The organism is Colwellia sp. 12G3 (genome assembly GCF_002836775.1).
Taxonomy (GTDB): Bacteria; Pseudomonadota; Gammaproteobacteria; order Enterobacterales; family Alteromonadaceae; genus Colwellia.
This window is the reverse complement of the sequence record NZ_PJAQ01000012.1, coordinates 1-26138: the sequence shown is the minus strand read 5'-3', so window position 1 is coordinate 26138 and position 26138 is coordinate 1. Positions and strand designations below refer to the sequence as shown.

Annotated in this window: 20 protein-coding genes and 1 rRNA gene; 12 read left to right on the top strand and 9 right to left on the bottom strand. The window is 37.4% G+C overall.

Features of this window, described 5'->3' with window-relative positions; translation table 11 throughout:
- Positions 1–59: 59 nt before the first annotated feature.
- The 3 genes from CXF71_RS04580 to CXF71_RS04570 all read left to right on the top strand — a co-directional run bounded on the left by CXF71_RS04580 (position 60) and on the right by CXF71_RS04570 (position 3552).
- Positions 60–2438: a M1 family metallopeptidase gene (locus tag CXF71_RS04580; RefSeq protein ID WP_101231801.1), complete on the top strand. Its 2379-nt coding sequence runs from the start codon at positions 60–62 to the stop codon at positions 2436–2438.
- On the top strand, positions 2438–2965 hold the full coding sequence (locus CXF71_RS04575) for a DUF6702 family protein (protein WP_101231800.1): 528 nt from the start codon (positions 2438–2440) through the stop codon (positions 2963–2965). The genes CXF71_RS04580 and CXF71_RS04575 overlap by 1 nt, the downstream gene beginning before the upstream one ends.
- A 122-nt stretch (positions 2966–3087) precedes the next feature.
- Positions 3088–3552: a chemotaxis protein CheX gene (locus tag CXF71_RS04570; RefSeq protein WP_101231799.1), complete on the top strand. Its 465-nt coding sequence runs from the start codon at positions 3088–3090 to the stop codon at positions 3550–3552.
- Positions 3553–3638: 86 nt separating this feature from the next.
- Here the strand turns inward: CXF71_RS04570 and CXF71_RS04565 are convergent, their stop codons facing one another.
- The 3 genes from CXF71_RS04565 to mpl form a co-directional block, all read right to left on the bottom strand.
- Positions 3639–4289 (bottom strand): flavin prenyltransferase UbiX, encoded by a 651-nt coding sequence (locus CXF71_RS04565; protein WP_101231798.1) that lies wholly within the window; start codon positions 4287–4289, stop codon positions 3639–3641.
- Positions 4290–4325: 36 nt separating this feature from the next.
- Positions 4326–4826, bottom strand: a complete 501-nt coding sequence (gene def, locus CXF71_RS04560) for a peptide deformylase (RefSeq protein ID WP_101231797.1) — start codon at positions 4824–4826, stop codon at positions 4326–4328.
- A 71-nt stretch (positions 4827–4897) separates the two neighbouring features.
- A complete protein-coding gene (gene mpl / locus CXF71_RS04555; protein WP_101231907.1) occupies positions 4898–6322 on the bottom strand; it encodes a UDP-N-acetylmuramate:L-alanyl-gamma-D-glutamyl-meso-diaminopimelate ligase in 1425 nt (474 codons plus the stop codon).
- Between the two features lie 110 nt (positions 6323–6432).
- Between mpl and CXF71_RS04550 the strand changes: the two genes are divergently transcribed.
- A complete protein-coding gene (locus tag CXF71_RS04550; protein ID WP_101231796.1) occupies positions 6433–7545 on the top strand; it encodes a hybrid-cluster NAD(P)-dependent oxidoreductase in 1113 nt (370 codons plus the stop codon).
- Positions 7546–7563: 18 nt separating this feature from the next.
- Here the strand turns inward: CXF71_RS04550 and CXF71_RS04545 are convergent, their stop codons facing one another.
- On the bottom strand, positions 7564–8658 hold the full coding sequence (locus CXF71_RS04545) for a DUF481 domain-containing protein (protein WP_232771380.1): 1095 nt from the start codon (positions 8656–8658) through the stop codon (positions 7564–7566).
- Positions 8659–8745: 87 nt separating this feature from the next.
- A complete protein-coding gene (locus CXF71_RS04540) occupies positions 8746–9870 on the bottom strand; it encodes a DUF481 domain-containing protein (RefSeq protein WP_101231794.1) in 1125 nt (374 codons plus the stop codon).
- Positions 9871–10292: 422 nt separating this feature from the next.
- Here CXF71_RS04540 and glnA point away from each other — a divergent pair, with 422 nt between their 5' ends.
- From glnA to glnG, 4 genes are all read left to right on the top strand, one after another.
- A complete protein-coding gene (gene glnA / locus CXF71_RS04535; RefSeq protein WP_101231793.1) occupies positions 10293–11699 on the top strand; it encodes a glutamate--ammonia ligase in 1407 nt (468 codons plus the stop codon).
- A 224-nt stretch (positions 11700–11923) separates the two neighbouring features.
- Positions 11924–12442, top strand: a complete 519-nt coding sequence (locus CXF71_RS04530) for a DUF4124 domain-containing protein (protein ID WP_101231792.1) — start codon at positions 11924–11926, stop codon at positions 12440–12442.
- A 159-nt stretch (positions 12443–12601) separates the two neighbouring features.
- Positions 12602–13717 carry a nitrogen regulation protein NR(II) gene (glnL, locus tag CXF71_RS04525; protein ID WP_101231791.1) on the top strand — a complete coding sequence of 372 codons (1116 nt, stop codon included), beginning with the start codon at positions 12602–12604 and terminating at the stop codon, positions 13715–13717.
- Entirely contained in the window at positions 13714–15114 is a 1401-nt protein-coding gene (gene glnG, locus CXF71_RS04520; protein ID WP_101231790.1) for a nitrogen regulation protein NR(I), read from the top strand. Before glnL ends, glnG begins: the two co-directional genes overlap by 4 nt.
- Before the next feature lie 30 nt (positions 15115–15144).
- Here glnG and CXF71_RS04515 read toward each other — a convergent pair whose 3' ends face one another.
- Both CXF71_RS04515 and CXF71_RS04510 read right to left on the bottom strand, forming a co-directional pair.
- Positions 15145–15531, bottom strand: coding sequence for a MerC domain-containing protein (locus CXF71_RS04515; RefSeq protein WP_101231789.1), 387 nt, complete (start codon positions 15529–15531; stop codon positions 15145–15147).
- Between the two features lie 169 nt (positions 15532–15700).
- A complete protein-coding gene (locus CXF71_RS04510; protein ID WP_101231788.1) occupies positions 15701–16600 on the bottom strand; it encodes a TIGR03899 family protein in 900 nt (299 codons plus the stop codon).
- Positions 16601–16892: 292 nt separating this feature from the next.
- Here CXF71_RS04510 and CXF71_RS04505 point away from each other — a divergent pair, with 292 nt between their 5' ends.
- From CXF71_RS04505 to fadA, 3 genes are all read left to right on the top strand, one after another.
- A complete protein-coding gene (locus tag CXF71_RS04505; RefSeq protein WP_101231787.1) occupies positions 16893–19115 on the top strand; it encodes a bifunctional diguanylate cyclase/phosphodiesterase in 2223 nt (740 codons plus the stop codon).
- Between the two features lie 289 nt (positions 19116–19404).
- A complete protein-coding gene (gene fadB / locus CXF71_RS04500; protein WP_101231786.1) occupies positions 19405–21573 on the top strand; it encodes a fatty acid oxidation complex subunit alpha FadB in 2169 nt (722 codons plus the stop codon).
- 15 nt (positions 21574–21588) lie between these two features.
- Positions 21589–22749 (top strand): acetyl-CoA C-acyltransferase FadA, encoded by a 1161-nt coding sequence (fadA, locus tag CXF71_RS04495; protein ID WP_101231785.1) that lies wholly within the window; start codon positions 21589–21591, stop codon positions 22747–22749.
- Between the two features lie 64 nt (positions 22750–22813).
- On the opposite strand, the gene CXF71_RS04490 is transcribed toward fadA, so the two are convergent.
- Positions 22814–23737: a manganese-dependent inorganic pyrophosphatase gene (locus tag CXF71_RS04490; RefSeq protein ID WP_101231784.1), complete on the bottom strand. Its 924-nt coding sequence runs from the start codon at positions 23735–23737 to the stop codon at positions 22814–22816.
- 199 nt (positions 23738–23936) lie between these two features.
- On the opposite strand from CXF71_RS04490, the gene dusA reads away from it, so the two are divergent.
- A complete protein-coding gene (gene dusA / locus CXF71_RS04485; protein ID WP_101231783.1) occupies positions 23937–24902 on the top strand; it encodes a tRNA dihydrouridine(20/20a) synthase DusA in 966 nt (321 codons plus the stop codon).
- Between the two features lie 1014 nt (positions 24903–25916).
- Here dusA and rrf read toward each other — a convergent pair.
- Positions 25917–26031: ribosomal RNA gene (gene rrf, locus CXF71_RS04480) — 5S ribosomal RNA — on the bottom strand.
- Positions 26032–26138: the final 107 nt, after the last annotated feature.

The following is a 26138-nucleotide window of genomic DNA, read 5'->3' as shown; positions in this document are numbered from 1 at the left end:
TATTGTATACATTCTACAAAAAACGTTAAAAGCGTGTGTCACTCTCACTTTGGAAAATTATGAAATATTCAACCTCTACTGCCTTAATTGGCTTAGTACTGGCTTGTTCTGGCTTACTGTCAGCAGATAGCCAGGCAAGTAAAGCTGCCTTCGACGATAAATTTCGTCAATTAGAAGAAGTTTTACCGACACCAAATATTTATCGTACTGCTTCAGGTGCACCCGGTCATCAGTATTGGCAGCAAAAAGTTGATTATGACATTTCCATTGCCATAGATGATAAAAATCAGCGTTTAACTGGCGCACAAGTAATGGACTATCAAAACAATTCTCCTGACACCTTGCGCTATTTATGGTTACAGCTTGACCAAAATCGGATGAAGCGTGATTCAGCTTACAAAATGACAAATACTGCGCCAAGCAAGGATAAAGTCACTTTTAATAGTTTTCGCGCCTTGGTTGAAACACCTGCTTTCGATGGTGGTTATGGGATCACTAAAGTAACGGCAAGTAATGATAAACCGATAAATTATGTAATCAATGGCACTATGATGCGTATTGATCTACCTAAACCATTAAAGTCTGGTGCCAGTGTCGAAATAAAGATTAATTGGCATTACCAACTACATGAGCAAAAAGTGCTAGGTGGTCGTTCTGGTTATGAATACTTTAAAGAAGATGATAACTACCTTTATGAAATTGCGAGTTGGTTTCCAAGAGCAGCGGCATACTACGATGCAATGGGCTGGCAAAACAAACAATTTTTGGGCAGTGGTGAGTTCACCTTAGAGTTTGGTGACTACGATGTAAAAATTACCGTACCTGCCGATCATGTTGTGGCAGCTACAGGTGTTTTACAAAATGAAAATAAAGTCCTCACTAGCACGCAAATAAAACGTTTGGAGCAAGCTAAAAAAGCTAAAAAACCTGTATTAATCATTACGCCTGCAGAAGCATTAGCGAATGAAAAATCACGCAGTAGTAAAACAAAAACATGGCACTTTAAAGCTAAAAACATTCGTGATTTTGCCTTTGCTTCAAGCCGAAAGTTCATTTGGGACGCGCAAGGTTATCAACAAGGTAGTAGCGATACTATGGCCATGTCGTTTTACCCTAACGAAGGTAACCCTCTTTGGGAGAAATATTCTACTGAAGCCATAATTCATACAATGGAGCAATACAGTAAATATACTTTTGATTACCCTTACCCTGTTTCTATTTCAGTTAACGGTCCTGTAGGTGGCATGGAATACCCAATGATCACCTTCAATGGTCCTCGTCCTACTGTAGATAAAAAAACGGGTGATAAAACCTATTCTCGTCGAACTAAATACAGCTTAGTTGGCGTTATTATTCATGAAGTTGGTCACAACTACTTCCCTATGATTGTTAATTCTGATGAACGTCAGTGGACATGGATGGATGAGGGCTTGAATACCTTTTTACAATTCCTTGCTGAGCAATCATGGGAAGAAGGTTATCCATCTCGTCGTGGCCATGCGTCAAAGATTACCAGCTATATGAAAAGCACCAACCAAGTACCTATCATGACCAATTCTGAGTCTATTTTACAATTTGGCAATAACGCGTATGGCAAACCCGCAACGGCATTAAATATTTTGCGTGAAACCATTATGGGTCGTGAGCTGTTTGATTTTGCTTTTAAAGAATATGCTCAACGTTGGAAGTTTAAACGCCCTACGCCAGCTGATTTTTTCCGTACTATGGAAGATGCCTCAGCAGTTGATTTAGATTGGTTCTGGCGTGGCTGGTTCTACACCACTGATCACGTTGATTTAGCGATTGATAATGTTTATTTATATCGCCCAAATAGCCAAAACCCTGATGTGGAAGAAGCTTGGGAACGTGCGTTAGATAACGAACAGCCTGAATTCATCAGTGATTTACGCAACAAAGACCAATGGGTTCGTACGCAAGATAAGCCAGAATTATTAGACTTTTACAATGAGCATGACAAGTTTACCGCCACCAATGCTGATCGCAATAAATATAATAAAGCACACGCAGAGTTAAAACCTTGGCAAAAAGACTTGTTAGTTAATGACAGTAAATTCTATGTAATAGACTTTTCCAATCATGGTGGTTTAGTCATGCCAATTTTACTTGATATTACTTATGCTGATAGCACAACAGAGCATGTGTATATTCCCGCTGAAATTTGGCGTAGAGATAGTAAAAATGTATCTAAGCTATTAATACGTCAGAAAGAAATTACCGCAATTGCGCTAGATGCCAATTGGGAAACTGCTGACGTGAACGTAAATAATAACTACTGGCCTGCACGCCCTATTCAATCTCGTTTTGAACTTTATAAAGAAAAGAAGAAAGATATGATGCGTGATTATAATAAGAAGCTTAAAGATATTTCAGTTGAGAAAATCAACGATGAGAAAGAACATAAAGAAGAAGGCCAATAATGAGTAAAGTGTTTAGCAAGTACATCATTGCTATCTACTTTTATGTGGGACTTGTAGCTTCAGCTACAGGTCACACCTATTTTTTTGGGGTGAGCGACCTAAATGTCAACCCAAAAACTCAACGTATTGAAATAATTCATCAATATACTGGCCATGACATTGAAAATGCTATTGCTGAGGGTAAACAGATTCACTTTTCAGCAGAGCATAAAAATTATGACTTATATATTCAGCAGTATTTTGAACAACAATTTACCTTAACGCAAAATAAGATAAAAGTACCACTCAATTGGCTTGGTTTTGAAGTCATTTCAGGAAAAATAATAGCCTACCAAGAAAGTACACAGCAAACTTTTTTATCACAAATGGTGGTAAAAAATGCAATACTCACCGATACTTACCCTAAGCAAGTCAATACAGTTAATTTTCAAGGTGTAGATCTTCAAGGTAAAGCTTTTTTTGGGAGCTTAACTTTTGACCACAGGAGTAAAGAAGAAAAAATTACTTCCCAATTGGTTCACGAGTAAAGTCGCCTAGCTATTTACTACACAAATTATACAACTATCACGCTATTTGATTTACATTTGTAAAATAAGCATGCAGAATCAGATTAAGCACTTTATCTAAACAGTTAAGATTCGGAACCTTCATGAATGTAGAGTTTATCAATCCATTTTTATCTTCAATGCTTAATGTCATGTCAACGATGGCTCAAATGGAATTAATTCCAGAAAAACCGCGACTTAAAAAAAATGAAGTCGCCTTAGGGGATGTTTCAGGTCTAATTGGTATGGTCAGTGATCAAGCAAAGGGTTCATTATCAATAACTTTTGAAGGAGGCTTAGCATTAGCCACCATGAAAAAGATGGTCGGTGAAGCACCTGATGTAGTTAATGAAGAAATTATTGATTTAGTCGGTGAAATAACAAATATGGTTACTGGCGGCGCAAAGCGTATGCTCAGTGAAAAAGGCATTGAATTTGATATGGCTACCCCTATTGTTGTTTCTGGAAAAAACCATTCTATTCATCATAAAGCTAAAGGACCTATCGTTATTATTCCACTTAAAAGTGAATTAGGCCGAGCTTATATTGAATTCAGTTTTGATGAGTAGATAAAAATAACCGTGTGCATTACACCCGTAATTAACGCATAAAAAAAGCGACTGACGTCGCTTTTTTTATGTCCAAAATATTACCTTTAAATGTTATAACCCCAGCGTGGCATTATATCTTGTTCAATACCAAGGTGATCTAATACACGACCTACCATAAAATCAATGAGGTCTTCAATAGTCTCAGCCTTATGATAAAACCCAGGGGAGGCTGGCATAATAGTGACTCCTTGCTGAGAGAGACTTAACATGTTCTGTAAATGTAAGGTTGAATAAGGGGTTTCCCTTACCATTAAAATTAACTGACCTCGTTCTTTTATTACTACATCGGCTGCACGTTCAATTAAATTGTCGCTCATGCCATGGCAAATAGCAGCCATAGTTCCGGTAGAACACGGACAAACAACCATTTTTTTTGGTGCTGAAGAGCCCGAAGCAACGGGAGAGAACCATTGCTCCTTACCAAAAACCGTTATTTGTTTATCTTTTGCCTGATACTTTTCAGTAAGAAACTTACTGGCAGCTTCAGGAGCTCCAGGGATTTTTACCCCCACTTCCGTATCCAAGACAATACGACCAGCACTTGAGCACAAAATATAGAGTTGATAGTTTGCTGAGATTAAACATTCAATTAGACGTAAGGCATAAGAAGCACCTGAGGCACCGGTTATGGCGAGGGTTATTTTACCATTAAATTCATTTTTCACCTTACCCTCCTTATTCGAATTTCGTATCATTAGTTCGCACACTCACGGTTTAGTCTGTGACTATTCCTAACCATTTTTAATCGTTTTCTTAACTTTTTTAAGTGCCATTTGTTGTTTTAACGGCGATAAATAGTCAATAAATAACTTACCTTTCAAATGGTCTATTTCATGTTGCATCACAATGGCCAGAAACTCATCACTCGTGATAGTAAGTTCTTTCCCGTTACGGTCTAATGCTTCTACCGTAACGTGGGTGAAACGCTCAACATCCGCATAGTAGCCAGGTATAGATAAACAGCCTTCTTGCCCTTTCGCTGTTGCTTCACCGTGAGTTATCACCGGATTTACTAAGACAAGTGGTTCATCACGATCCTCAGAAATATCAATAACCACTACGGCTTCACTACGTCCAACTTGTGTTGCGGCTAAACCGATCCCATCTTCAGTATCGTACAGAGTTTCAAGTAGGTCATCGATTAACACCTGAATTTGACTTACATCAGATACAGGTACTGCTTGGTCTATAAGTTTATCATTTGGTGCGGTAAGTATTGTTAATACAGTCATTATGCTAAGTTCTCTTTACTATTTTGATTAAGCTAAATTGGTAAAACTATTTTATTTAAACAGGCTTTATTTTATACGGTTATATTCGCCAAACGGTTCAATAACTTGTCATGTATGCCGGCAAAACTACCATTACTCATAACAACAATTATATCGCCCGCATGGGCTTGTTGAGCTATATCCTTAACTAATTTTTCAAAATTTTCTTCAACTTGACAAGTTGGTTTACATTGATGAATTAAATCACTCACTGACCAAGTTATTTGCTCATCTTGATAAATAAAGACTTGATCCGCGTCAATAAAGGATTGAGGTAGTGATTCTTTATGTATTCCTGACTTCATGGTATTCGATCTAAGCTCTAATACCGCAAAAATACGCCCAACTTGTGCTTGTTCATTATCTTTTTGTGAAAGTTTAGCACGTACACCTGCTAATGTTTTTGCAATGGCTGTTGGGTGATGAGCAAAATCATCATAGACACTAATATTATTAACTGTGCCACGCAGTTCAAAACGGCGCTTAGTATTGATAAATTCGGCCAAGGCTTCCGTAGAAACAGAACTTGGCACACCGGCATGACGTGCAGCAGCTATTGCCATCACCGCATTATCAATATTGAAATCACCAATAAGATCCCACTTAACAACACCTTGCTTTTTACCGTTAAATTTAACGATAAACTCACTACCTTGCGCATTTAATTTTTCAACTTGCCAGCCCATTTCTAGGTCTGTGTGTTGTTGAGACTCTTTATTAGAAAATTCCGTAGGTGTCCAACACCCCATGGCTAACGTTTCACTAATAGCCTCCTCATTGGCGGGCGATAAAATCAAACCATTACTGGGTACCATGCGAATGAGGTGGTGAAATTGTTTTTGAATATCACTGAGATCATCAAAAATATCTGCATGATCAAATTCTAAATTATTAATGACTAGAGTACGTGGTCGATAATGCACAAATTTAGAGCGTTTATCAAAAAATGCACTGTCATATTCATCTGCTTCAATAACAAAGAAAGGTGCATCACCTAAACGAGCAGAGCTAGAGAAGTTTTGCGGCACCCCACCAATAAGAAAACCAGGAGACATATGGGCATATTCTAAAATCCACGCCAGCATGCTACTTGTTGTGGTTTTACCATGCGTACCTGATACAGCGAGAACCCAGCGATCTTTTAACACATTGTCGAGTAACCATTGGGGACCAGATGTATAGGGAATATTGCGATCAAGCATATATTCCACCATAGTATTGCCCCGAGACATGGCATTACCAACAATAACTAAATCGATATCATCAGAGAAGTTTTCAACGTGGTAACCTGACATTAATTCAATGCCTAATTGCTCTAATTGAGTACTCATTGGCGGATAAACATTGGCATCAGAGCCACTGATTTTAAAGCCGAGTTGTTTAGCAATTGCAGCAATTCCTCCCATGAAGGTGCCACAAATGCCCAAGATATGAAGATGTTGAATTTTATTAGTCATAAATATAATAATCAAAACATAAAGAAGCGCTATAATTGGCGATATCATACCTTAATAACTAAGATTTATCTGTAAACAGACTCTTAAAACTTAGTTGAGTAAAGTAATAAATGGCGCTCTCTAGCACAACGTCAACTAAACAAACATTTCAATTGGTTTGTCAAAAAATAGAAACAGAGACTCATGATGTAAAGACTTTCATTTTCTCTATTCCTAGCTCACAAACACAAGGCTATTTTAATTACTGCGCTGGCCAGCACCTAAATTTTACTCTTGATATTGCCGGTGAAATGAAAAACTGTTGTTATACCCTATCCTCTTCACCTGCAACCCCTGATTATGTCAGCATCACTATAAAGCGTATTCCACAAGGAACAGTCTCTAACTATTTTCATGATGACTTTAAGGTAGGTCAATCTATTGTTGTCCAACAGGTAGCCGGTAGTTTTTACTTAAGTGAGTCTGTACCTGACAAAGTATTACTGATAAGTGCGGGTAGTGGCATTACACCGATGCTTTCTATGTTACGTTTTATGGTGGCTAAGAACTGTTCAAACCAAGTGATATTTGTCCATAGTGCAAAGCAGGAAAAGGATTTGATTGCACAAGCTGAAATTAGTAAGCTAGCGAGAAAGCATGGTGATTGCCAAGTAATGTACACTCTCACTCAAAGTAGCAGTTCACACTGGCTTGGGTTTAAAGGGCGTTTAAATGAACAGATGCTTCATAGTATAGAGCAACTTAGCGATTACCAAACCTTTGTCTGTGGCCCAAAATCATTTAGAAAAACAGTCCAAGTGTTGTTATGTAAACTAGGTTTACAACAAAAAAATTACCATTATGAGAGCTTCGGCGATCATGAGTATTCAAAGGAAAAATCCCCTGGTATGAAAGAAGATAATAAAATAGCTACTCCGGTGATAGAAAGCCAACCCGTGAGACCTCAAAATAGTAAAACAAAAATATCGATTCACTTTAGTCGCTGGAATAAGCAGTACCAAGGTAATAAGCAAGATTCACTGCTTGAGCAAGGCGAAGCTGCGGGTTTAATTTTACCTTACTCATGTCGCGGCGGCTGTTGCGGTAGTTGCAAAGCCAAATTGATCAGCGGACAGGTTCATCAAAATTCAACCGATGGCTTATCTGCAAGTGAACAGCAACAAGGCTATATTTTACTTTGTAGTTGTATTGCGCTAACTGATGTTGAAATTAGTCATGAGTAATGGCTACGTTTACTTCTCCTAGAAGTCATATCCGATACTAAGTATTAATCTATAATCATTCGATTCTGGTGGTACCGAATCCGCTGAAGCAACAGGCTTAGCCACTCGGTCTATATAAAATGTAAAATCTAACTCAAAATCGTCTATAAATTCAAATTCTAATCCTGTTTTTAAATGTGAATTGCGTTTACCTGAGTTTTCTTCAACAAATTGTAATTGATAATCAAAAATATAATCTATGCGACTTGAAATACTATAATCAAATAAAGTACCTAAGGCGACAACACCACTACTTTGGTCACTTTCGTCAGTCGTATTGTAATACACGGTTTGTTGATAACTAGGCCCGAGGGTTACATCCCATTGCAGGCGTTTATTTTGCATTAAGTGATAACCTAAACTGAGTCCTAGAGTATCTCTGTACTTAATATTTTGCTGAAGATCAGAGAAGTGTTCATAGTCAAATACTCGAAAAAAGACTTTACTGCTATAGAACCAATCCAGGTTGGAAGTTAAACGACTAGTATCGGTAATAACTTGCTCATTTTCATCGGCAGTAGACTTACTATAGTAATAACTAAAGTCGATTCTAAAGCGAGTAAAAGGCGTTCTTCGTTGAACTTTTGCACTAGCCAAATAATCTAATTGATTTACGTTCCCTTTATTAACATCAATACCTAAGCTAACTTTACCATCCCATAGTTCTTTTCTGTCATCAGAAGAAGAAGTTATCGATAAAAGTTCTGATAAGGGATAATGTTGCTCTGTGCCACCACTGATTAAAACTAGGTGATTGTCTTTAACAATAAGGAATCCTTGTTTTACTTCTCCATTAGCAAAACGTATTTGTTGGTCAAAACGGCTACGCAACTCTGTTACATTTTCCCAATCAAAAATAATGGTATTAAATTCTTCGCTTTCAAATTCCAACTCGTCGTCATACATGGAAACAATATCACCTTTGAGCCATTCCCCTGATCGTAATTTCAGCCAATCAAATTGCTGTGAAAAAACAGGGAGTGGAGGACTCCAGATATCAGTCTGCTCCAAGCTTTGCTGCCCGTAGCTCGAAAAGCTAATTGAGGCGATAATTAATAATAAATACTTATTCACAATATGATCGTGGCTACTCAAACAAAACTAACAATAAAAAATGCTTGTACTAGATGAAATACAAACTATAAAACTAACCCGCATTAATTAAAAGTCATAGCCAAAACTGACGACTAAACGATAATCATTTTTCTCTGGAATATTACCCCCACTATCAGCTTTTGGGTTTTCAGTGCGATCGGCATACAAGGTCATATCAAGATCGAAGTCATTGGTAAGCTCAATTTCTAAGCCTGTTTGAAAGTGGTGAATATTACCACCTGATGCTTCATCAATTACCTGCACATTATATGAAGCATCATAGTCAATATCACCCGTAACTTCAAAGGTAAAATCTGTTCCTAGTGTTAGCCCCACAGAGTTTTCATTGTCACTTTCATTTTCTTGAACATCAATAAATTTACTCATTTGATAGCTTGGACCGAGATTTACATCCCAACTAGTTCGACCAGTATCGATAATATGATAGCCTAATGCGATACCGTAATGGATACGGTAATCGAGGTTCAAAAATTCATCAGTTATGTATTCTAAATCTGCAGCTCTAAAGTAAATTTTAGGATTGAAAAACCAATCATAAGAGGATGTTAATCGCTCACTGTCGGCGGTAACTTTCATTTCTTCAGTGTCTTGGTCTTCATAGCGACTATAATCTGCTGTATAATCGGCTTTAAATCGACTACTCGAGCTTCGTCGCTGCACGCCAGCCGACAATGTATAATCGAATTGTACTGTATTGCCTTCACGTAAATTAATACCTATATTAAAGTAGCCGTCCCATAAATCTCGTTCATTTTTTCCCGATGATGCAATAGATAAAAGTTGACTCAATTCGAAGTGGGTGGTCACACCATGTTTGACTAAAGATAATTGCCCCTCTTTTATTACTAAATAACCTTCAGCAATGGTTCCATCAAACATTCGAATACTTTGCCATTGTTTACTACGTAACTCAGCAACATCCTCCAAATCGATTGTTTGCATATCCAGTTCATCACTTTCGAACTCTAGCTTCTCATCATACATAGATACGATATCGCCTTTGAGCCATTCATCAGACTTTAGCTTTACCCAGTCAAAATCTTGCTTAAAAACGGGGGTTGGTTTCTGCCACTTACTCTTATCTTCCGTAGCATAACCAATTATTGGTAGCGCTAGAGAAACGAGGATAATAAAAGCTTTAGCTAACGTAGTAGCTATCAATTTTTTCATAAAAACGTCACCTTTCAGATGTTTCTTTAACAGAAACTTATAAATATAGATAAAACTAACATGAGCGGGTTTACCTAAAAAAGAGTAGAAATTTATCCTCGTAGATATTTTAAACATAATAATACAAAAAAAATATACATTATTAAGGGCAAGCCGCTTAATATATTCTATAGTAGGTTTCTTGTAACACTATCAAACGCACCAATATAAGGCACAAAAGCACTACATAGGTGCAACCATAATTATAGAAATAATAAAAAAGCTTATTAATCAAAGGGCTTTATATTGGCACGATTTTAGCTAATTAAACGAACAATAATAGATGAATAATGGTAATAACCAACCTTTATAACCTCATCCATTTTACAATTTACTCAATAATGTATAAATTTTTATAAAATTAACCTCACAGGAGACACAAAATGTCACAAGCAGTATTCGACTTAATAAAAGAATTTGATGTCAAATTTGTTGACCTTCGCTTTACCGATTCAAAAGGTAAAGAGCAACACGTTTCAATTCCTCATCACCAAGTAAATGAAGACTTTTTTGAAGATGGTAAAATGTTCGATGGCTCTTCAATTGAAGGCTGGAAAGGCATTAACGAATCTGACATGGTGATGATGCCAGACGCTGACTCTGCAGTTTTAGACCCCTTTACAGATGCTGTAACATTAAATATTCGTTGTGATATTTTAGAGCCGAGCACAATGCAAGGTTACAGCCGTGATCCTCGTTCAGTTGCTAAACGCGCTGAAGAGTATTTACGTAGCACTGGTATTGCTGATACGGTATTAATTGGTCCTGAGCCAGAATTTTTCTTATTCGATGACGTACGCTTTAGTACTGATATGAGTGGTTCTTTCTACAAAATTGACGATAAAGAAGCTGCTTGGAATTCAGGTACTGAATACGAAGAAGGCAATATGGGTCATCGTCCAGGCGTTAAAGGCGGATACTTCCCAACGTCACCGGTAGATTCATCACAAGACATACGTTCAGCTATGTGTTTAGTTATGGAAGAGATGGGCTTAGTTGTTGAAGCACATCACCATGAAGTAGCAACCGCTGGTCAAAACGAAATTGCTTGTCGCTTTAACACCCTGGTTAAAAAAGCTGATGAAGTACAAATATACAAATATGTTGTCCATAACGTTGCTCACGCTTATGGTAAAACAGCGACTTTTATGCCGAAACCATTAGTCGGTGATAACGGTTCAGGTATGCACGTACACCAATCTCTTGCTAAAGACGGTGTAAACTTATTCGCTGGTGACAAATACGGCGGTCTATCTGAAATGGCGCTTTACTATATTGGCGGTATTATCAAGCATGCTAAGGCATTAAATGCTTTTACTAACCCAGCAACTAACTCTTACAAACGTTTAGTTCCACATTTTGAAGCGCCGGTAATGCTTGCATATTCTGCACGTAACCGCTCTGCATCAATTCGTATTCCGATTGTTCCATCACCAAAAGCAATGCGTATTGAAGCTCGTTTCCCTGATCCTGCGGCAAACCCTTACTTTGCTTTCACTGCATTATTAATGGCTGGTCTTGATGGTATTAAAAACAAAATCCATCCTGGTGATGCGATGGATAAAGATTTATATGACTTACCAGCAGAAGAAGCTGCCTCTATTCCACAAGTAGCTACATCACTTGATGATGCGCTTGAAAGTTTAGAAGCTGATTATGAATTCTTAACAGCTGGTGGTGTTATGGATAAAGATATGATTGATGCATACATTGCTATCAAACGTGCTGAATCACAACGTGTAAACATGACAACTCATCCTGTAGAGTTTGAATTGTACTACAGCGTTTAATTAAACCACTGTTTTATCAAAAGCTCACTCCGGTGAGCTTTTTTATGCGTTCAGCCCAAATAAAAACACAAGTTATTTACATTTCAGTCCAAATAATCACTTATTGATAGAAAAATAATAAAAAACATTTTTTTGTATATATTATAGATATATACTCAAATGAGCGCACGCTATGGAATAATGCGGATGTTGAATACCCAAAGCACAGGAAAATATAAGGAATTATGATCAAGTTATTACTACTTACACTATTAGGTATCACGTTAGCTGCTCCTGTGCACCCCCAAACGGCCAAAATTTATGTATGGCGTAATGAAAAAGGTGTGTTGGTTTTTTCTGACTCTCCCAGGGCTAGTGCTGAAGAAGTAAAGACTAAGCCTGGAAATATCATTCAATCAAGTACCTCTATTGATACCGAAGTACTCGATATAACTCCTCAAGAAATGATAGAAAAATACGAAGTAGTTATAAATACACCTAAAAACAATGCCACTATCCGTGATAATACCGGTTCTATATATATTGCTGGTGGTATCAAGCCCAGATTTAAGCCTGGACTAGAAGTGCAATTACTACTTGATGGTAAACCCCACAAAAAGCCACAGAAACATTCAATGTTTTCTCTTAGAGATATTGAGCGAGGCGAGCATAAAATAAAAATGTTACTACTTGATGAAGAAGGCAAGGTTATTGCATCATCAGAATCAGTTACGTTTTATATGCATAGAGCTTCAACGCACTAACTTAGCACAAATCACTTCTTACCCTTATTATTAAAGAGGTATAGAAGAGTTAATACGTTTTTGCCAAAAAAAATATCACTGCAGATAAAACCTTTCTTTAGTAAACTTGCACTGTGCGCACCAAAACAGTGCGTAGAGTTTATCTTCCTAAGGATTTTTATGCACAGCCGTAGTTACATACAAGATCAAAAATTATCTTACCAGCAATCACTCGCTAACCAGTTGGTGACTGCGGTAATTATTCTCAATGAAAAACTCGCTATCGTTTATTTAAACCCTGCTGCTGAAGCATTATTAAATAAAAGTTTATACCGTTTATATAATACAGAATCTGAAATAATTTTTGCTAGTACTAGTATTAATAGCTCGCGTTTAAAACAGCTTCTTGCCACAGGTCAAGAGTTTACTGACAGCGACATTGTAATCGAGCTAAATGAAAGTCATCGATTTACTGCTGAAGTAACTGCATCTTCTGTCGAGTTTGAAAGAACGCCACATGTATTACTTGAGTTTAAACAGATAGACCAACAAAAACAAATTAGCTTAGAGGTTTTTCAGCACCAGCAATGGCTTGCTGCACGTGACCTTATTAAAGGGTTGGCTCACGAAATAAAAAATCCTCTTGGCGGTCTCCGAGGTGCAGCACAATTACTCAGTAAAGAATTGAGTAATGATCAACAAGAATATACCAGCATGATCATTGAACAAGCTGACAGGCTAACTAATTTAGTTGATCGTCTACTTGGTCCCAACCAACTGCCCCAAATACAAGCACAAAATATTCATGGGATACTCGAAAAAGTATGCCAATTGGTCAGTTATTCAAATGATCAAAAAATTAATTTATTACGCGATTATGACCCTTCCCTGCCCGCAGTGGAATGTGATCAAGAAAAACTGCAACAAGCAGTGCTTAATATTGTCAACAATGCGATTCAAGCCATTGATGAAAGTCATAGTATTACCCTAAGAACTCGAATTGCTAGTAATAAGACGATTCATGGCAAGCGAATAAAATTAGCTGTTCAAATTAGTATTATTGATAACGGCCCTGGTATCCCAAGCAAAATTCAGGATACTCTTTTTTATCCTATGGTATCTGGACGATCTAACGGCACAGGTTTGGGATTATCTATTTCACAAACATTGATAAACCAACACCACGGTAAACTATCGTGCCATAGCAGACCTGGTCATACTAAATTTACAATTCTATTACCATTAACACAACAACCCTTACATCAAGCACCTTTATCACAAGAGAATGAATTATGATCACCGAACAAGTGTGGATAGTTGACGACGATAGCTCAATTAGATGGGTACTTGAGAAAGCCTTTGCCAATGCAAATATAAGCTGTGCTGCTTTTGAAAGCGCTGAAAACTTATTAATTGCATTAGACCATGGAAAACCAGAAATAATTATTTCTGATATTCGTATGCCGAATATTGGAGGGATGGAGCTATTAAAGAAATTAAGAAAACACCATAATCATATCCCTGTGATTATCATGACAGCTCATTCAGATTTAGATAGCGCTGTTAATGCGTACCAAGGAGGCGCATTTGAATACTTGCCTAAGCCATTTGATATTGATGAAGCCATCAATCTGAGCAAGCGTGCTCTCACTCATGCAAGAGAGCAAAATGAGAAAAATAAGCAGCAACCTAATGCTCCCTTAGCTGTTGGTTTGATTGGTGAAGCTCCTGCCATGCAGGAAGTCTTTCGAGCGATTGGTCGTCTCTCACGCTCTAGTATTAGTGTGTTAATTAATGGTGAATCGGGTACCGGAAAAGAGTTGGTTGCCCAAGCACTGCATTCTCATAGCCCTCGAGTTAATGAGCCTTTTATTCCCTTAAATATGGCAGCTATTCCAAAAGACCTTATTGAATCTGAGTTGTTTGGTCATGAAAAAGGTGCTTTTACCGGTGCAAATGCTGTTCGACAAGGAAGGTTTGAACAAGCGCATGGCGGTACTTTGTTTTTAGATGAAATCGGTGATATGCCATTAGATATTCAAACACGCCTGTTACGCGTACTTTCTGATGGCCAGGTTTATCGTGTTGGTGGGCATCTACCGGTTCAAGTTGACGTGCGTATTATTGCAGCTACTCATCAACACCTCGAAGAACGTGTTAATAAAGGGGAGTTTAGAGAAGATTTATTTCATCGTCTTAATGTTATTCGTATCCATCTACCTAGTCTTCGAGAGCGTAAAGAGGATATAGCACAACTGAGTCAACATTTTTTAGCACAAGCAGCTAATGAACTCAGTGTTGAGGTTAAAACATTAAGCAAAAAGGCCAGTAATTTCCTGAATAACTGCCATTGGCCTGGCAACGTAAGGCAATTAGAGAATATTTGTCGTTTTTTAACGGTAATGGCAAGTGGTCAAGAAATTCTTATTGAAGATTTACCTAATGAATTAACAGAGAAATCTGTACCTTTACATCATGATACCAATGCTTGGCAAGAAGTACTCAGTACTTGGATGGATCAAGAATTAATAAAGGGTAAAGAAGCTATTTTAGATTACGCTCAAATTGAGTTTGAAAAAATAATGCTGGATCGGGCACTAATATTTACTCAAGGCCATAAGCAAGAGGCTGCAAAGAAATTAGGCTGGGGAAGGAATACCTTAACGAGAAAATTAAAAGAGTTTGGTAACTAATAAACTCAGTATTTAACGCTGAACTAGTTACTAAGCTTCGCTAGCACAAAGGTCATCATCACATTGCTTGCAGTTATTACACAGTTTAATGTTAATGAAGTGGGCCGCAATAATGAGGCTCGCGCCACCAATGATAAAGTACATTTCTAATTCCGGAGAAAAGTCATGCTTTATCCAGTACAGGGCAACACCTAAATAAAGTAAATAAAAAGGGTAAATGCGTTTGTGGTAACGTTTAAACCCAGAGAATAAAGCAATGGTACCAAGAGCAGCCGTCATTAAAAGAAAAACATGTTCCCAAGCGTGGTCGGCTAAAAAACTTAAACCCAACAATGGTAGCATAGGTAATAAAATAGGCAGTAAGATGCAGTGTAATGCACATAAAGAAGTTGCGGTGATACCTATTCTATCTAACATGATAATTCCGTGATTGTGGGTTAATTTACGATTAACGGGTTAGCTACAACCTGTAAAATGAGATAATATCACAATTGATATAATATAACATTAGTAAATTTTATGATTACTTGCAAATCCCCTAAAACAGATTCATTTTTTGATACTGTTCATCTGAATAGACTTTTCATTAGTCACTATCTATTAAAAAGTAATAACTCAGTTTATTTTTTAAATAGTCAAAAAACTCCTCATTACTTTTATCACTTATCAAATGAGCAAGTTCAGTCCCTAGAGGGGTAAATTTATAAAATTGCAGACTGATATTAGCTTTTTTAGCCGTTAACTTTAAAGGTAAACTGTTATAAGTGAACTGAAGAACTTCTCCCTTACTTATTAAACTAGATTCACTTTCCTGGATATAAATAAGATGATTTTCAGCTAAAGCTAACAAATCAGCATAATTCAGACCAAAATGACTTAAGTTACAATATTGCTGACGCTCCTTTGAAAAAAAATTAAGTAGACCTGGCTGTTGATATACACCACAAACAAGACGAATCCCTTTTTTGTTTGGGTCCTTTATTGCTAATGAGCAAGCTTTTGCTAATAGTTTCGCATCATAAATACTCATATCTCGAAAAATTTGTAACGCTTTAAATGAGAAAGAGCCCGGTTTGGTAAGTTCTCCCGCTAGGATTTTTGCCCACAAATCTTGCATCGTAGGGTTACTTACATCCTCCGACAAGGCAATATATCGACTTAACCAGTCATGATCTGTTCTTTGTCCGATATCAAAATTGGCACAGTACCCAAGCGTTTTTTGCATAATATTTTCTATATTTTGCTGTTTTCGTAATTGACTCAACCTAGCTCGCTTCACGGTTCGGTCTTCAATTAGCATTTGTTTTTCTTCTGGTAACAAAGCACCATCTATTACGAACCTTTTAGCAAGCTTCATAAACTGTTGTGAGACACCTATCTCTGCTGAGTGTTGACTTGATTTATTACTCTTAACAATTGCCGTCTCGTCACCTGCTTTTTGAACATCCTTTTCAAGTATTAACACTTCTGATTTATCTTTACTCACTTTACTAACTCCTTTTCAGTATCCCTAAAATAAAGCATAAATAGTTGCTAGTACTTATGAATAAACGCTTTATTACACTATGCCAAAGGCACGTGAAAGCCAACAATGCATTATTAAATTCAATTTAGTATAACTCAGTTAGATAAATCGTATAAAATATTACTAAACAGGCTTTTATTATCCCGTTCAATGGTGTAAAAAAGAAGTATTAGGTTATAGTTATATTAAATAAATCAGATTTCAATTTTAACTATGTATATTTATAGAAAATACACTTAGTTATGAGGGCAGTATGCAAGCATCAGAAAATTCACACGATGACTTTTTATTTATCGATGATAGTGATGAAGACGAGATTTTAGCCTGTGGCAGTAATGAAACTTGGCAAGTGCTAATTGTTGATGATGATCCAGAGATTCATTCAGTTACCCAGTTAGCATTATCTGATCTTGTCGTATTAGGCCGTCGTCTTGAGTACTTGCATGCATACTCAGGTAAGGATGCATGTCGACTAATTGAAGAGCATGAAGATATTGTGCTGGTTCTACTCGACGTTGTTATGGAAACTGATGATGCCGGTTTAAATGTTGTCAAATATATAAGAGAGACATTACAGCGAAAAGATATTCGTATTGTTTTACGTACAGGACAACCCGGCTACGCTCCCGAAGAAAGTGTTATAAAAGAATATGACATCAATGATTATAAAACAAAAACTGAGCTAACTCGCCGTAAACTTGTGACCACTGTTTTTGCGGCTATTCGTTCTTTTCAACAAATAGCTACAGTCAATGAAAACCGCCGAGGTCTTGAGAAAATAGTTTCCGGTGCTACCGAATTATCATCACAGCATTCTCTTTCAGCATACAGCCAAGGTGTTTTATTACAATTAAATACCCTCATAGGTGATGAAATATCGGCAGTTTTTTGCGCCAGGGGTCAAGGCATCATTGATAATATTGATGACTTGAGTTTTTATGTACTAGCGCAAATAGGTTTTGAGGATAACCTAATTAATCAAAAACTTGATATGTTAGAAAATGACCAAGCAAGTAAACAAGTAAAATCTTGCTTCTTACAGCAAAAACATCAGTATCTCGATGACAGCCTTAACCTTTATGTTGCTAAGGGTGATTACCGTGCTGTGATTCATGTGCGCCTTGCTAGCCCATTGACCGAAATACAAATTCAACTATTGAATGTATTTTTAACTGGCGTCGCTGTTGGGTATGAAAATGTCCACCTATTTCAAAAGCTCACTAATGCTGCTTATAAAGATTCGTTAACCAACTTGCCAAATCGTCTAGAGTTTGTCCGCTTACTAGATGATTTTGCTCAAAATGATTCTAAAAACCAAGTTGCTGCCTTAATAGATATAAATCACTTCAGTGATATCAACGATGCATTAGGACAAGATATTGGGAATAAACTGCTTTCAGCGGTAGGTCAGCGAATGCAAACCATAGATTTTGACTGTCATTTTGCACGTGTAGGTGCAGACGTTTTCGGTATTATAGGTCCTGCTGATTGTTTAACCCCTGAAAGTTTAATAGCTCTATTTCATCAACCTTTTGCGGCCGGTGAACAGCATCTTCCCATTAATGCTTGCTTTGGCTTATGTACTAAAGAGCATGCACAAAGCAGTGGCGTACAAGTGCTAAATCAAATTAATATTGCGTTGAATATAGCCAAAAAGAATCGTTTAGAGCATTTTGCCTATTACCACTCTGATATAGAAGATCAAATGCAATGGCGTCTAAACATGATTCGCCAACTGCGTAATGACTTTTCAAATAACTGTCTTGAACTTTGGTATCAGCCACAATTATCATTAACTACAGGTAAAGTTATTGGTGCTGAAGCTTTGTTACGCTGGCGTACTGCAGATGGAAAATTTGTTTCTCCTGCTGTTTTTATTCCCTTGGCCGAATATTCAGGATTAATTATTGAAATCGGGGATTGGGTTATTAACCAAGCATGTAAGCAGCTCAAAATGCTCGAAACAAACTTTGCCGACCTTAGTATTTCAGTTAATGTATCTATCCCACAATTTAGACAAGATAACTTTGTCGATAACATAATAAATACAATAACTCAGCATCAAATTAAGCCAAGTAAACTTGAATTAGAAATAACAGAAAACATTTTAATGGATGAGCCACAGATCGTCATTGATGCGTTAACCAAGTTAAAATCTCAAGGAATAAGTATAGCGCTTGATGATTTTGGTACAGGATACTCTTCATTAAGCTATTTACAAAAACTTCCTTTAGATCGACTAAAAGTTGATCGAGCATTTGTTACCGATATTAATCAAGAAGGTCAGTCAGTTATTGCTGAAACTATCATTAATTTAGGTAAGAAAATGCAACTTAAAGTCATTGCTGAAGGTATTGAGGAAATTGAGCAGCAAGAGCGCTTAATTGAATTAGGCTGTGATGAAGTGCAAGGGTTCTATTATGCTAAACCCATGCCGTCAGAAGAATTCATCAATTTTCTTAATAAACAGAGTTAACAATCATAGAAGGTAATTTTTTGCCTCGTTTCATACATTTGATTACTCATTAAAACACTCCTCCAATTTATTGGTTGAGTGTTTTTTTATTTGTTCTGTGTATGTCCAACGACTTAAAACAAACACACAATTAAAACACTTGTTTTAATTTTATTGCATTTAACTTTTTTTCAAGGCACACTCAGTCGACTACTATTATAAGTGAAATAATAAACAGCGATAATTTATCATTAAATAATCACAGTAAATAATTATTCAAATATACCACAACCAGATGAGGAGACTAGGCATGATATATCAAGGCAACAGCCTTTCAGCCCAATTACTCGAAGACGGCATCGTAGAACTTAAGTTCGATGCTCAGGGATCAGTAAACAAGTTTGATCAAGCAACTTTTGAAGAATATAGAGCTGTAGTTGCAGCAATTAACAACTGCAGTGATGCTAAAGGCGTTATGGTTACTTCTGCTAAATCAACATTTATTGTTGGGGCAGACATCACTGAGTTTTTATCTTCATTTAATCAACCAGAAGACACATTAGCCTCTTGGGCAAAAAGTGCCTCTGATGTTTTCGACTCATTTGAAGATATTCAACTACCCACTATAGCCGCTATTAATGGCATTGCTTTAGGCGGCGGTTGTGAAATGACTTTAGCATGTGATTATCGTGTTGCTGATACTAATACCAGTATCGGCCTACCTGAAGTTAAACTAGGATTAATGCCTGGTTTTGGTGGTACTGTTAGGTTACCGCGCATTATCGGTTTTGATAATGCAGCAACTTGGATGTCTACAGGTAAAGCATTTAAACCGGCAGCAGCACTTGCACAAGGACTTCTTGATGCAGTTGTTGATCCTGAAAATTTACGCACTGCAGCTATTAGCATGCTTAAATTAGCAATTAGTGGCAAGCTAGATTGGCGCGCGAAACGTCAGCCTAAATTAGAACCATTAAAGTTATCTCCAACAGAACTGATCATGTCATCGACAACGTGTAAGGGTATGATTGCCGCTAAAGCAGGCAAGCATTATCCAGCACCAATGGTCATGATAAATACACTCATTGCAGCTGCTGGCTTAGATCGCACTGGTGCAATGGCTGCAGAGAATGCAGGTTTTGCCAAATTAGCAAAAACTGATGCGGCAACGGCACAAATTGGTTTGTTTATGGCCGACCAAGTCATTAAAGGTAAAGCCAAAAAAGCAGGTAAACTTGCAACAAAAGTTGTCAAGAAAGCTGCTGTGCTAGGTGCTGGTATTATGGGCGGTGGTATTGCCTATCAATCAGCTTATAAGGGCACACCGATCATTATGAAAGATATTAATGATCAAGCACTTGATCTAGGTTTAACTACAGCGACGGGCATATTAACTAAGCAAGTTGAACGTGGTCGTATGAATGCTAAGAAAATGGCTGGTGTATTAAACAACATCACGCCAAGCTTAAGTTATGACAGTGTTAAAGATGTAGATATTGTTGTTGAAGCAGTTGTTGAAAACCCTAAAATTAAAGGCATGGTTTTAGCTGAAGTTGAAGGTGTAATCAGTGAAGATGCTATTCTTACTTCAAATACTTCAACTATATCAATTGATTTATTAGCCAAAAGTGTAAAACGCCCTCAAAATTTCTGTGGCATGCACTTTTTCAACCCAGTTAACAAAATGCCATTAGTTGAAGTAATTCGTGGTAAAGATACTTCAGATGAAACAGTCGCGGCTGTTGTTGCTTATGCCGCGAAAATGGGTAAGTCTCCAATTGTTGTTAATGATTGCCCTGGTTTTTATGTGAACCGTGTTTTGTTTCCATACTTTGCTGGCTTTAGTCAGTTAGTACTTGAAGGTGCCGACTTTACCGCTATAGATAAAGTAATGGAAAAACAATTTGGTTGGCCAATGGGCCCAGCCTATCTACTTGATGTTGTTGGTGTCGATACTGCAGATCACTGTACTGGTGTTATGTCAGCAGGTTTCCCTACGCGTATGAAAAAAATTGATAATGATCCAGTAAGCACTTTGTATGCTAATGACCGTTTAGGTCAGAAAAATGGTAAAGGCTTTTATGATCACATCAAAGATAAGCGTGGTCGTCCAATGAAAGTTCCAGCTCCTATAGCTTACGAATTACTTGGACAACATTGTGCAGACAAAAAAGACTTCAGCAGTGAAGAAATTATTGCTCGCATGATGATCCCTATGGTTAATGAAGTGGTTCGTTGTTTAGAAGAAGGCGTAGTTGATACAGCAGCTGAAGCAGATATGGGCTTAATCTATGGTGTCGGCTTCCCTCCATTTAGAGGTGGTGCAATTCGCTATTTAGAAACACTTGGTTTAAATAACTTCATCGAGATGGCTGATAAATATGCTGATTTAGGTGAAATTTATCAAGTGACTGATGGCCTACGTCAAATGGCGAAATCAGGTAAATCTTACTTCACTACTGATGTTAAATCAGCTTAAGCCGAGGAGAATAAAATGAACGAAGTTGTAATTGTAGACTGCATACGAACTCCAATGGGTCGCTCTAAGGCCGGTGTGTTTAGAAATGTACGTGCTGAAGCATTATCAGCACACTTAATGAAACAAATTTTAGTACGTAATCCTGCCTTAAACCCAGAAGACATTGAAGATGTTATTTGGGGCTGTGTGAAGCAAACTAAAGAACAAGGTTTTAATATTGCACGTAATGCATCATTACTTGCTGGTTTACCAAAGTCTATTGGTGGCGTAACGGTTAACCGCTTATGTGGCTCTTCTATGGAAGCGTTACATCAAGCAAGTACTAGCATCATGTCTGGTCAGGGCGATGTATTCCTTATCGGCGGTGTAGAGCATATGGGTCATGTACCCATGATGTATGACGTTGATTTCGATCCTGCACTCAATAAACATATTGCCCTAGCATCTGGCAATATGGGCTTAACTGCTGAATTATTAGGTAAACAGCACGGCATTACCCGTGAAATGCAAGATGCTTTTGGTGCACGCTCGCATCAGAAAGCACATGAAGCACATTTAGCCGGTCGCTGGGATAATGAAATTGTTGCCACACAAGGTCATGATGCCACAGGCGCCCTAACGTTAGTTGAACATGATGAAGTAATTCGTCCTGAAACAACGGCAGAAAGCTTATCAGCACTACGTCCAGTGTTTGATCCAGTAAATGGTACAGTAACTGCTGGGACTTCTTCAGCATTATCAGATGGCGCTTCAGCAATGCTGGTTATGTCTGCTAATAAAGCAAAAGAGTTAGGCTTAACACCTCGCGTTAAAATTCGTGGTATGGCCGTTGCTGGTTGCGATCCTGCAACCATGGGCTTTGGTCCTGTGCCTGCGACTAAGAAAGCTTTAAAACGTGCTGGTCTATCAATTCAAGATATTGAGTTATTTGAGTTTAACGAAGCTTTTGCTGCACAAGCATTATCTTGTGTTCGCTCGCTAAAAGTAGAAGATAAAATGGATCAAATCAACTTAAATGGCGGTGCTATTGCGCTTGGTCATCCTTTAGGTTGTTCTGGTTCACGTATATCAGGTACCTTGATTAACTTAATGGAAGGGCAAGATGTTAACATTGGTTTAGCTACTATGTGTATTGGCTTAGGCCAGGGTATCGCAACAGTATTTGAACGTGTGTAAGATTTAATTACCGCCAATAAAAAACCCAGCAACTGCTGGGTTTTTTATTTAAATCAATTAATAACTACTTAAGGAAGATATCTTGTAGCGGTGGAACAACTTGCTTTTTACGGCTTAACACACCGTCTAACCATGCTTTGCCACCTTTAGGTGTAACACCAAATGCTTGCTCGGCTAACGTAGCGCTATCACTAGCTATTAATAACTCTGAGCCTTCTTTCATGATATCAGTCAATAGTAAAAAAACACTATGACGTCCACCCTCAGCTTTTAGTTCTGCAATATCAGCATATAGCTCATCTTTTATATCATCAAAAACCGCTAAATCAATGACTTCAAGCTGACCAATACCAACCTTATGACCATTCATATTAAAGTCTTTAAAGTCACGCTTTACTAGATCCCTAATTGGAGTACCTGAGACTGCAGATTTTACCCTGAACATGTCCATACCAAGTTCTTTAAAATCTTCTATACCTGCAATCTCTGCTAATGCTTCTACACATTTAATATCTGCAGTTGTACATGTTGGTGATTTAAAAATAACGGTATCACTCAAGATGGCACATAACATGGCACCTGCAATATTTTTTGGTATCTCAACATTGTGAAAATCATACATCATCTTAATGATAGTATTTGTACAACCAACTGGGCGTACCCATATTTCAAGTGGGGATGTCGTTGTTAAATCGCCAAGTTTATGATGATCAATAATGCCTAATATTGTAGCCTGAGCGATATCATCTGGAGCAAGTTCAATATCACTGTGATCTACAATATATACCCCCTCTCCAGCATAACGGGTTTTAAGCTCCGGTTGCTCAAAACCAAATTTATCTAGGATAAACATTGTTTCGGGTGTCAATTCACCTAAGCGTGCCGGAACAGTGTGTTCGCCTAAGGTAGTTTTTAAGTATGATAATGCGATAGCTGAACAGATAGAATCTGAATCGGGTATCTTGTGACCTACAACGTAATTTGGCATGAAAGTGCTCTCCTTTAAATTATCGATATTCTACCAAAGTAAAACTCAATTGTGTATGTTGTTCACCTTTGCTTAGTAATATCTTATAAATGACTAACTGCTACAACAACGCAATAGCTTTGTTTAAGTGCTTGGATTAAATTATAATTGGGTTTATATCACTAATTCATTAGCTTCAACTTCTAAAAGACATTTTATTATGATTTCACATAAACTATCAGTCGCACCTATGCTCGATTGGACTGACAGGCACTGTCGGTATTTCTATCGATTGATGTCAAAACATACCGTCCTATACACAGAGATGGTAACTACTGGTGCCATATTACATGGTAAAGGCGATTATCTTGCTTACAACAATTCAGAACACCCATTAGTATTGCAGCTTGGCGGCAGTGATGTTAATGCAATGACCGAATGTGCCAAAATAGCTGAACAACATGGTTATGATGAAGTGAATATAAATGTCGGTTGTCCATCAGATAGAGTACAAAATGGGAGATTTGGGGCTTGCTTAATGGCTGATCCTTCCCTTGTTGCCGATTGTGTGAATAAAATGCAATCAGCAACAAAAATCCCTGTCACCGTGAAATCACGCATTGGCATTGATGATCTAGATTCATATGAGTTCTTACATACATTTATTGAACAAGTTGCACAAGCTGGCTGCCAACACTTCATTATTCACGCTAGAAAAGCATGGTTAACCGGATTGAGCCCTAAACAGAACCGCGATGTCCCGCCTTTAGATTATGAACGTGTCTATCAAATAAAAAGTGCTTTTGAAAAGTTAGATATATCAATTAATGGCGGTATCAAGACTTTCACAGAAGCTAATGAACATCTCAAATATATTGACGGGGTTATGATAGGTAGAGAGATATATAACAGTCCATATATGCTTAGCGATGCAGACAATGATATATATCAATCAGATGGAGCTAAGTTAACAAGAACAGAAGTTATAGAGTTAATGATCCCTTATATTAACGCAACGGTTAAAAGTGGAGGTAGAGCCTGGCATATTTTACGCCACATGCTTGGCCTCTGTAATGGTTTATCAGGCGCACGAAAATTTAGGCAGCACTTAAGTGAGTGTGCTGGTAAAGATGGAGCTGACGGTCAAGTACTGCTTGATGCTTTTAATAAAGTCACCTTGTTGTAATCATCGATCTATGATCTCAATATCGGGAATAGCTGTCCCGATATTGAGAGTTTTATAACTGCCTACCTTGTCACTTTCACCTAATTAAGTGCACTTTAAACCACAAAATAGTCATTCTAGCCAGCATTCTATCAGGCTCTTACTAACTTTTGTTTAGTTACTATAATGAAAAACTATATTTATATGTATTTCAATAACTTAACAATTAATTGTAACTTTGGCACAACCTTTGTAACACTTATTGCAACTTAGTAATAACTACAAACATTTTCGCATCCCTTTTAGGCACATTCATCTGCGAAAGATACAAGGAAATACCATGCTAGATTTAAATACATTATTTATTTTAACAATGATACCGGCTTCAGCTATGCTTCTTATTTCAATGCTTGTTGGTGCTTTTGAATCTAAAACCTAAATTCCGATCCTTATCTATTTAACAGTCGTATGACTAATTAGTTGTGATTATACGATTCACCAATGACAGTGATTAAATTTATATCATTAACTGTGGTATATGAACCATTTAATCACTTAATCACTTAATCACTTAATCACTTAATCACTTATAGATTGATCTTCACAAACCTAAAGCAATACATTGGAAGATTCATAGCCCATTGTTCTTTACCGTGATAAAAGTTATAACTATCCTCTAACCTGAATTATCTGACAGAACTAATTCTGATGACTTTTCTAATCTAGGAAGTAAATCGACTTACTCCTAACTGCCAATTATTTATATAAAGTATATCGTCTGTTACTTTCCACTAGCATAAGCTTAAAGCAATTTTTTGTTGCCTTTAATTCTCCTAATAGAATATGAATAGATTTCAGAGATAGAAACCCTGCCTAACCTAAATTGAAGTGGAGAATGTCGTACTCTCCATGGGCATGTTTAATAACAGTCACACTACCACTGTATTCCGTGTTTTAACGTACGAGACGTAAAACTTATTAAATCCCAGACAGCAAAAAGCCCGACTCTTTCGAATCGGGCTTCTCTAGATAGAAGTCTAGCAATGTCCTACTCTCACATGGGAACTCCCACACTACCATCGGCGCAACTGCGTTTCACTTCTGAGTTCGGAATGGGTTCAGGTGGGGCCACAGCGCTATTGTCGCTAAACAAAAAGGGGACAATCAAGAAAGCTTGCTCTATTGAGCTATAAATATCGTTTTTTGTTCTTTATTCTGGTTCAAGTAACACGTAAGTACGTGATTTTACATTGTTGT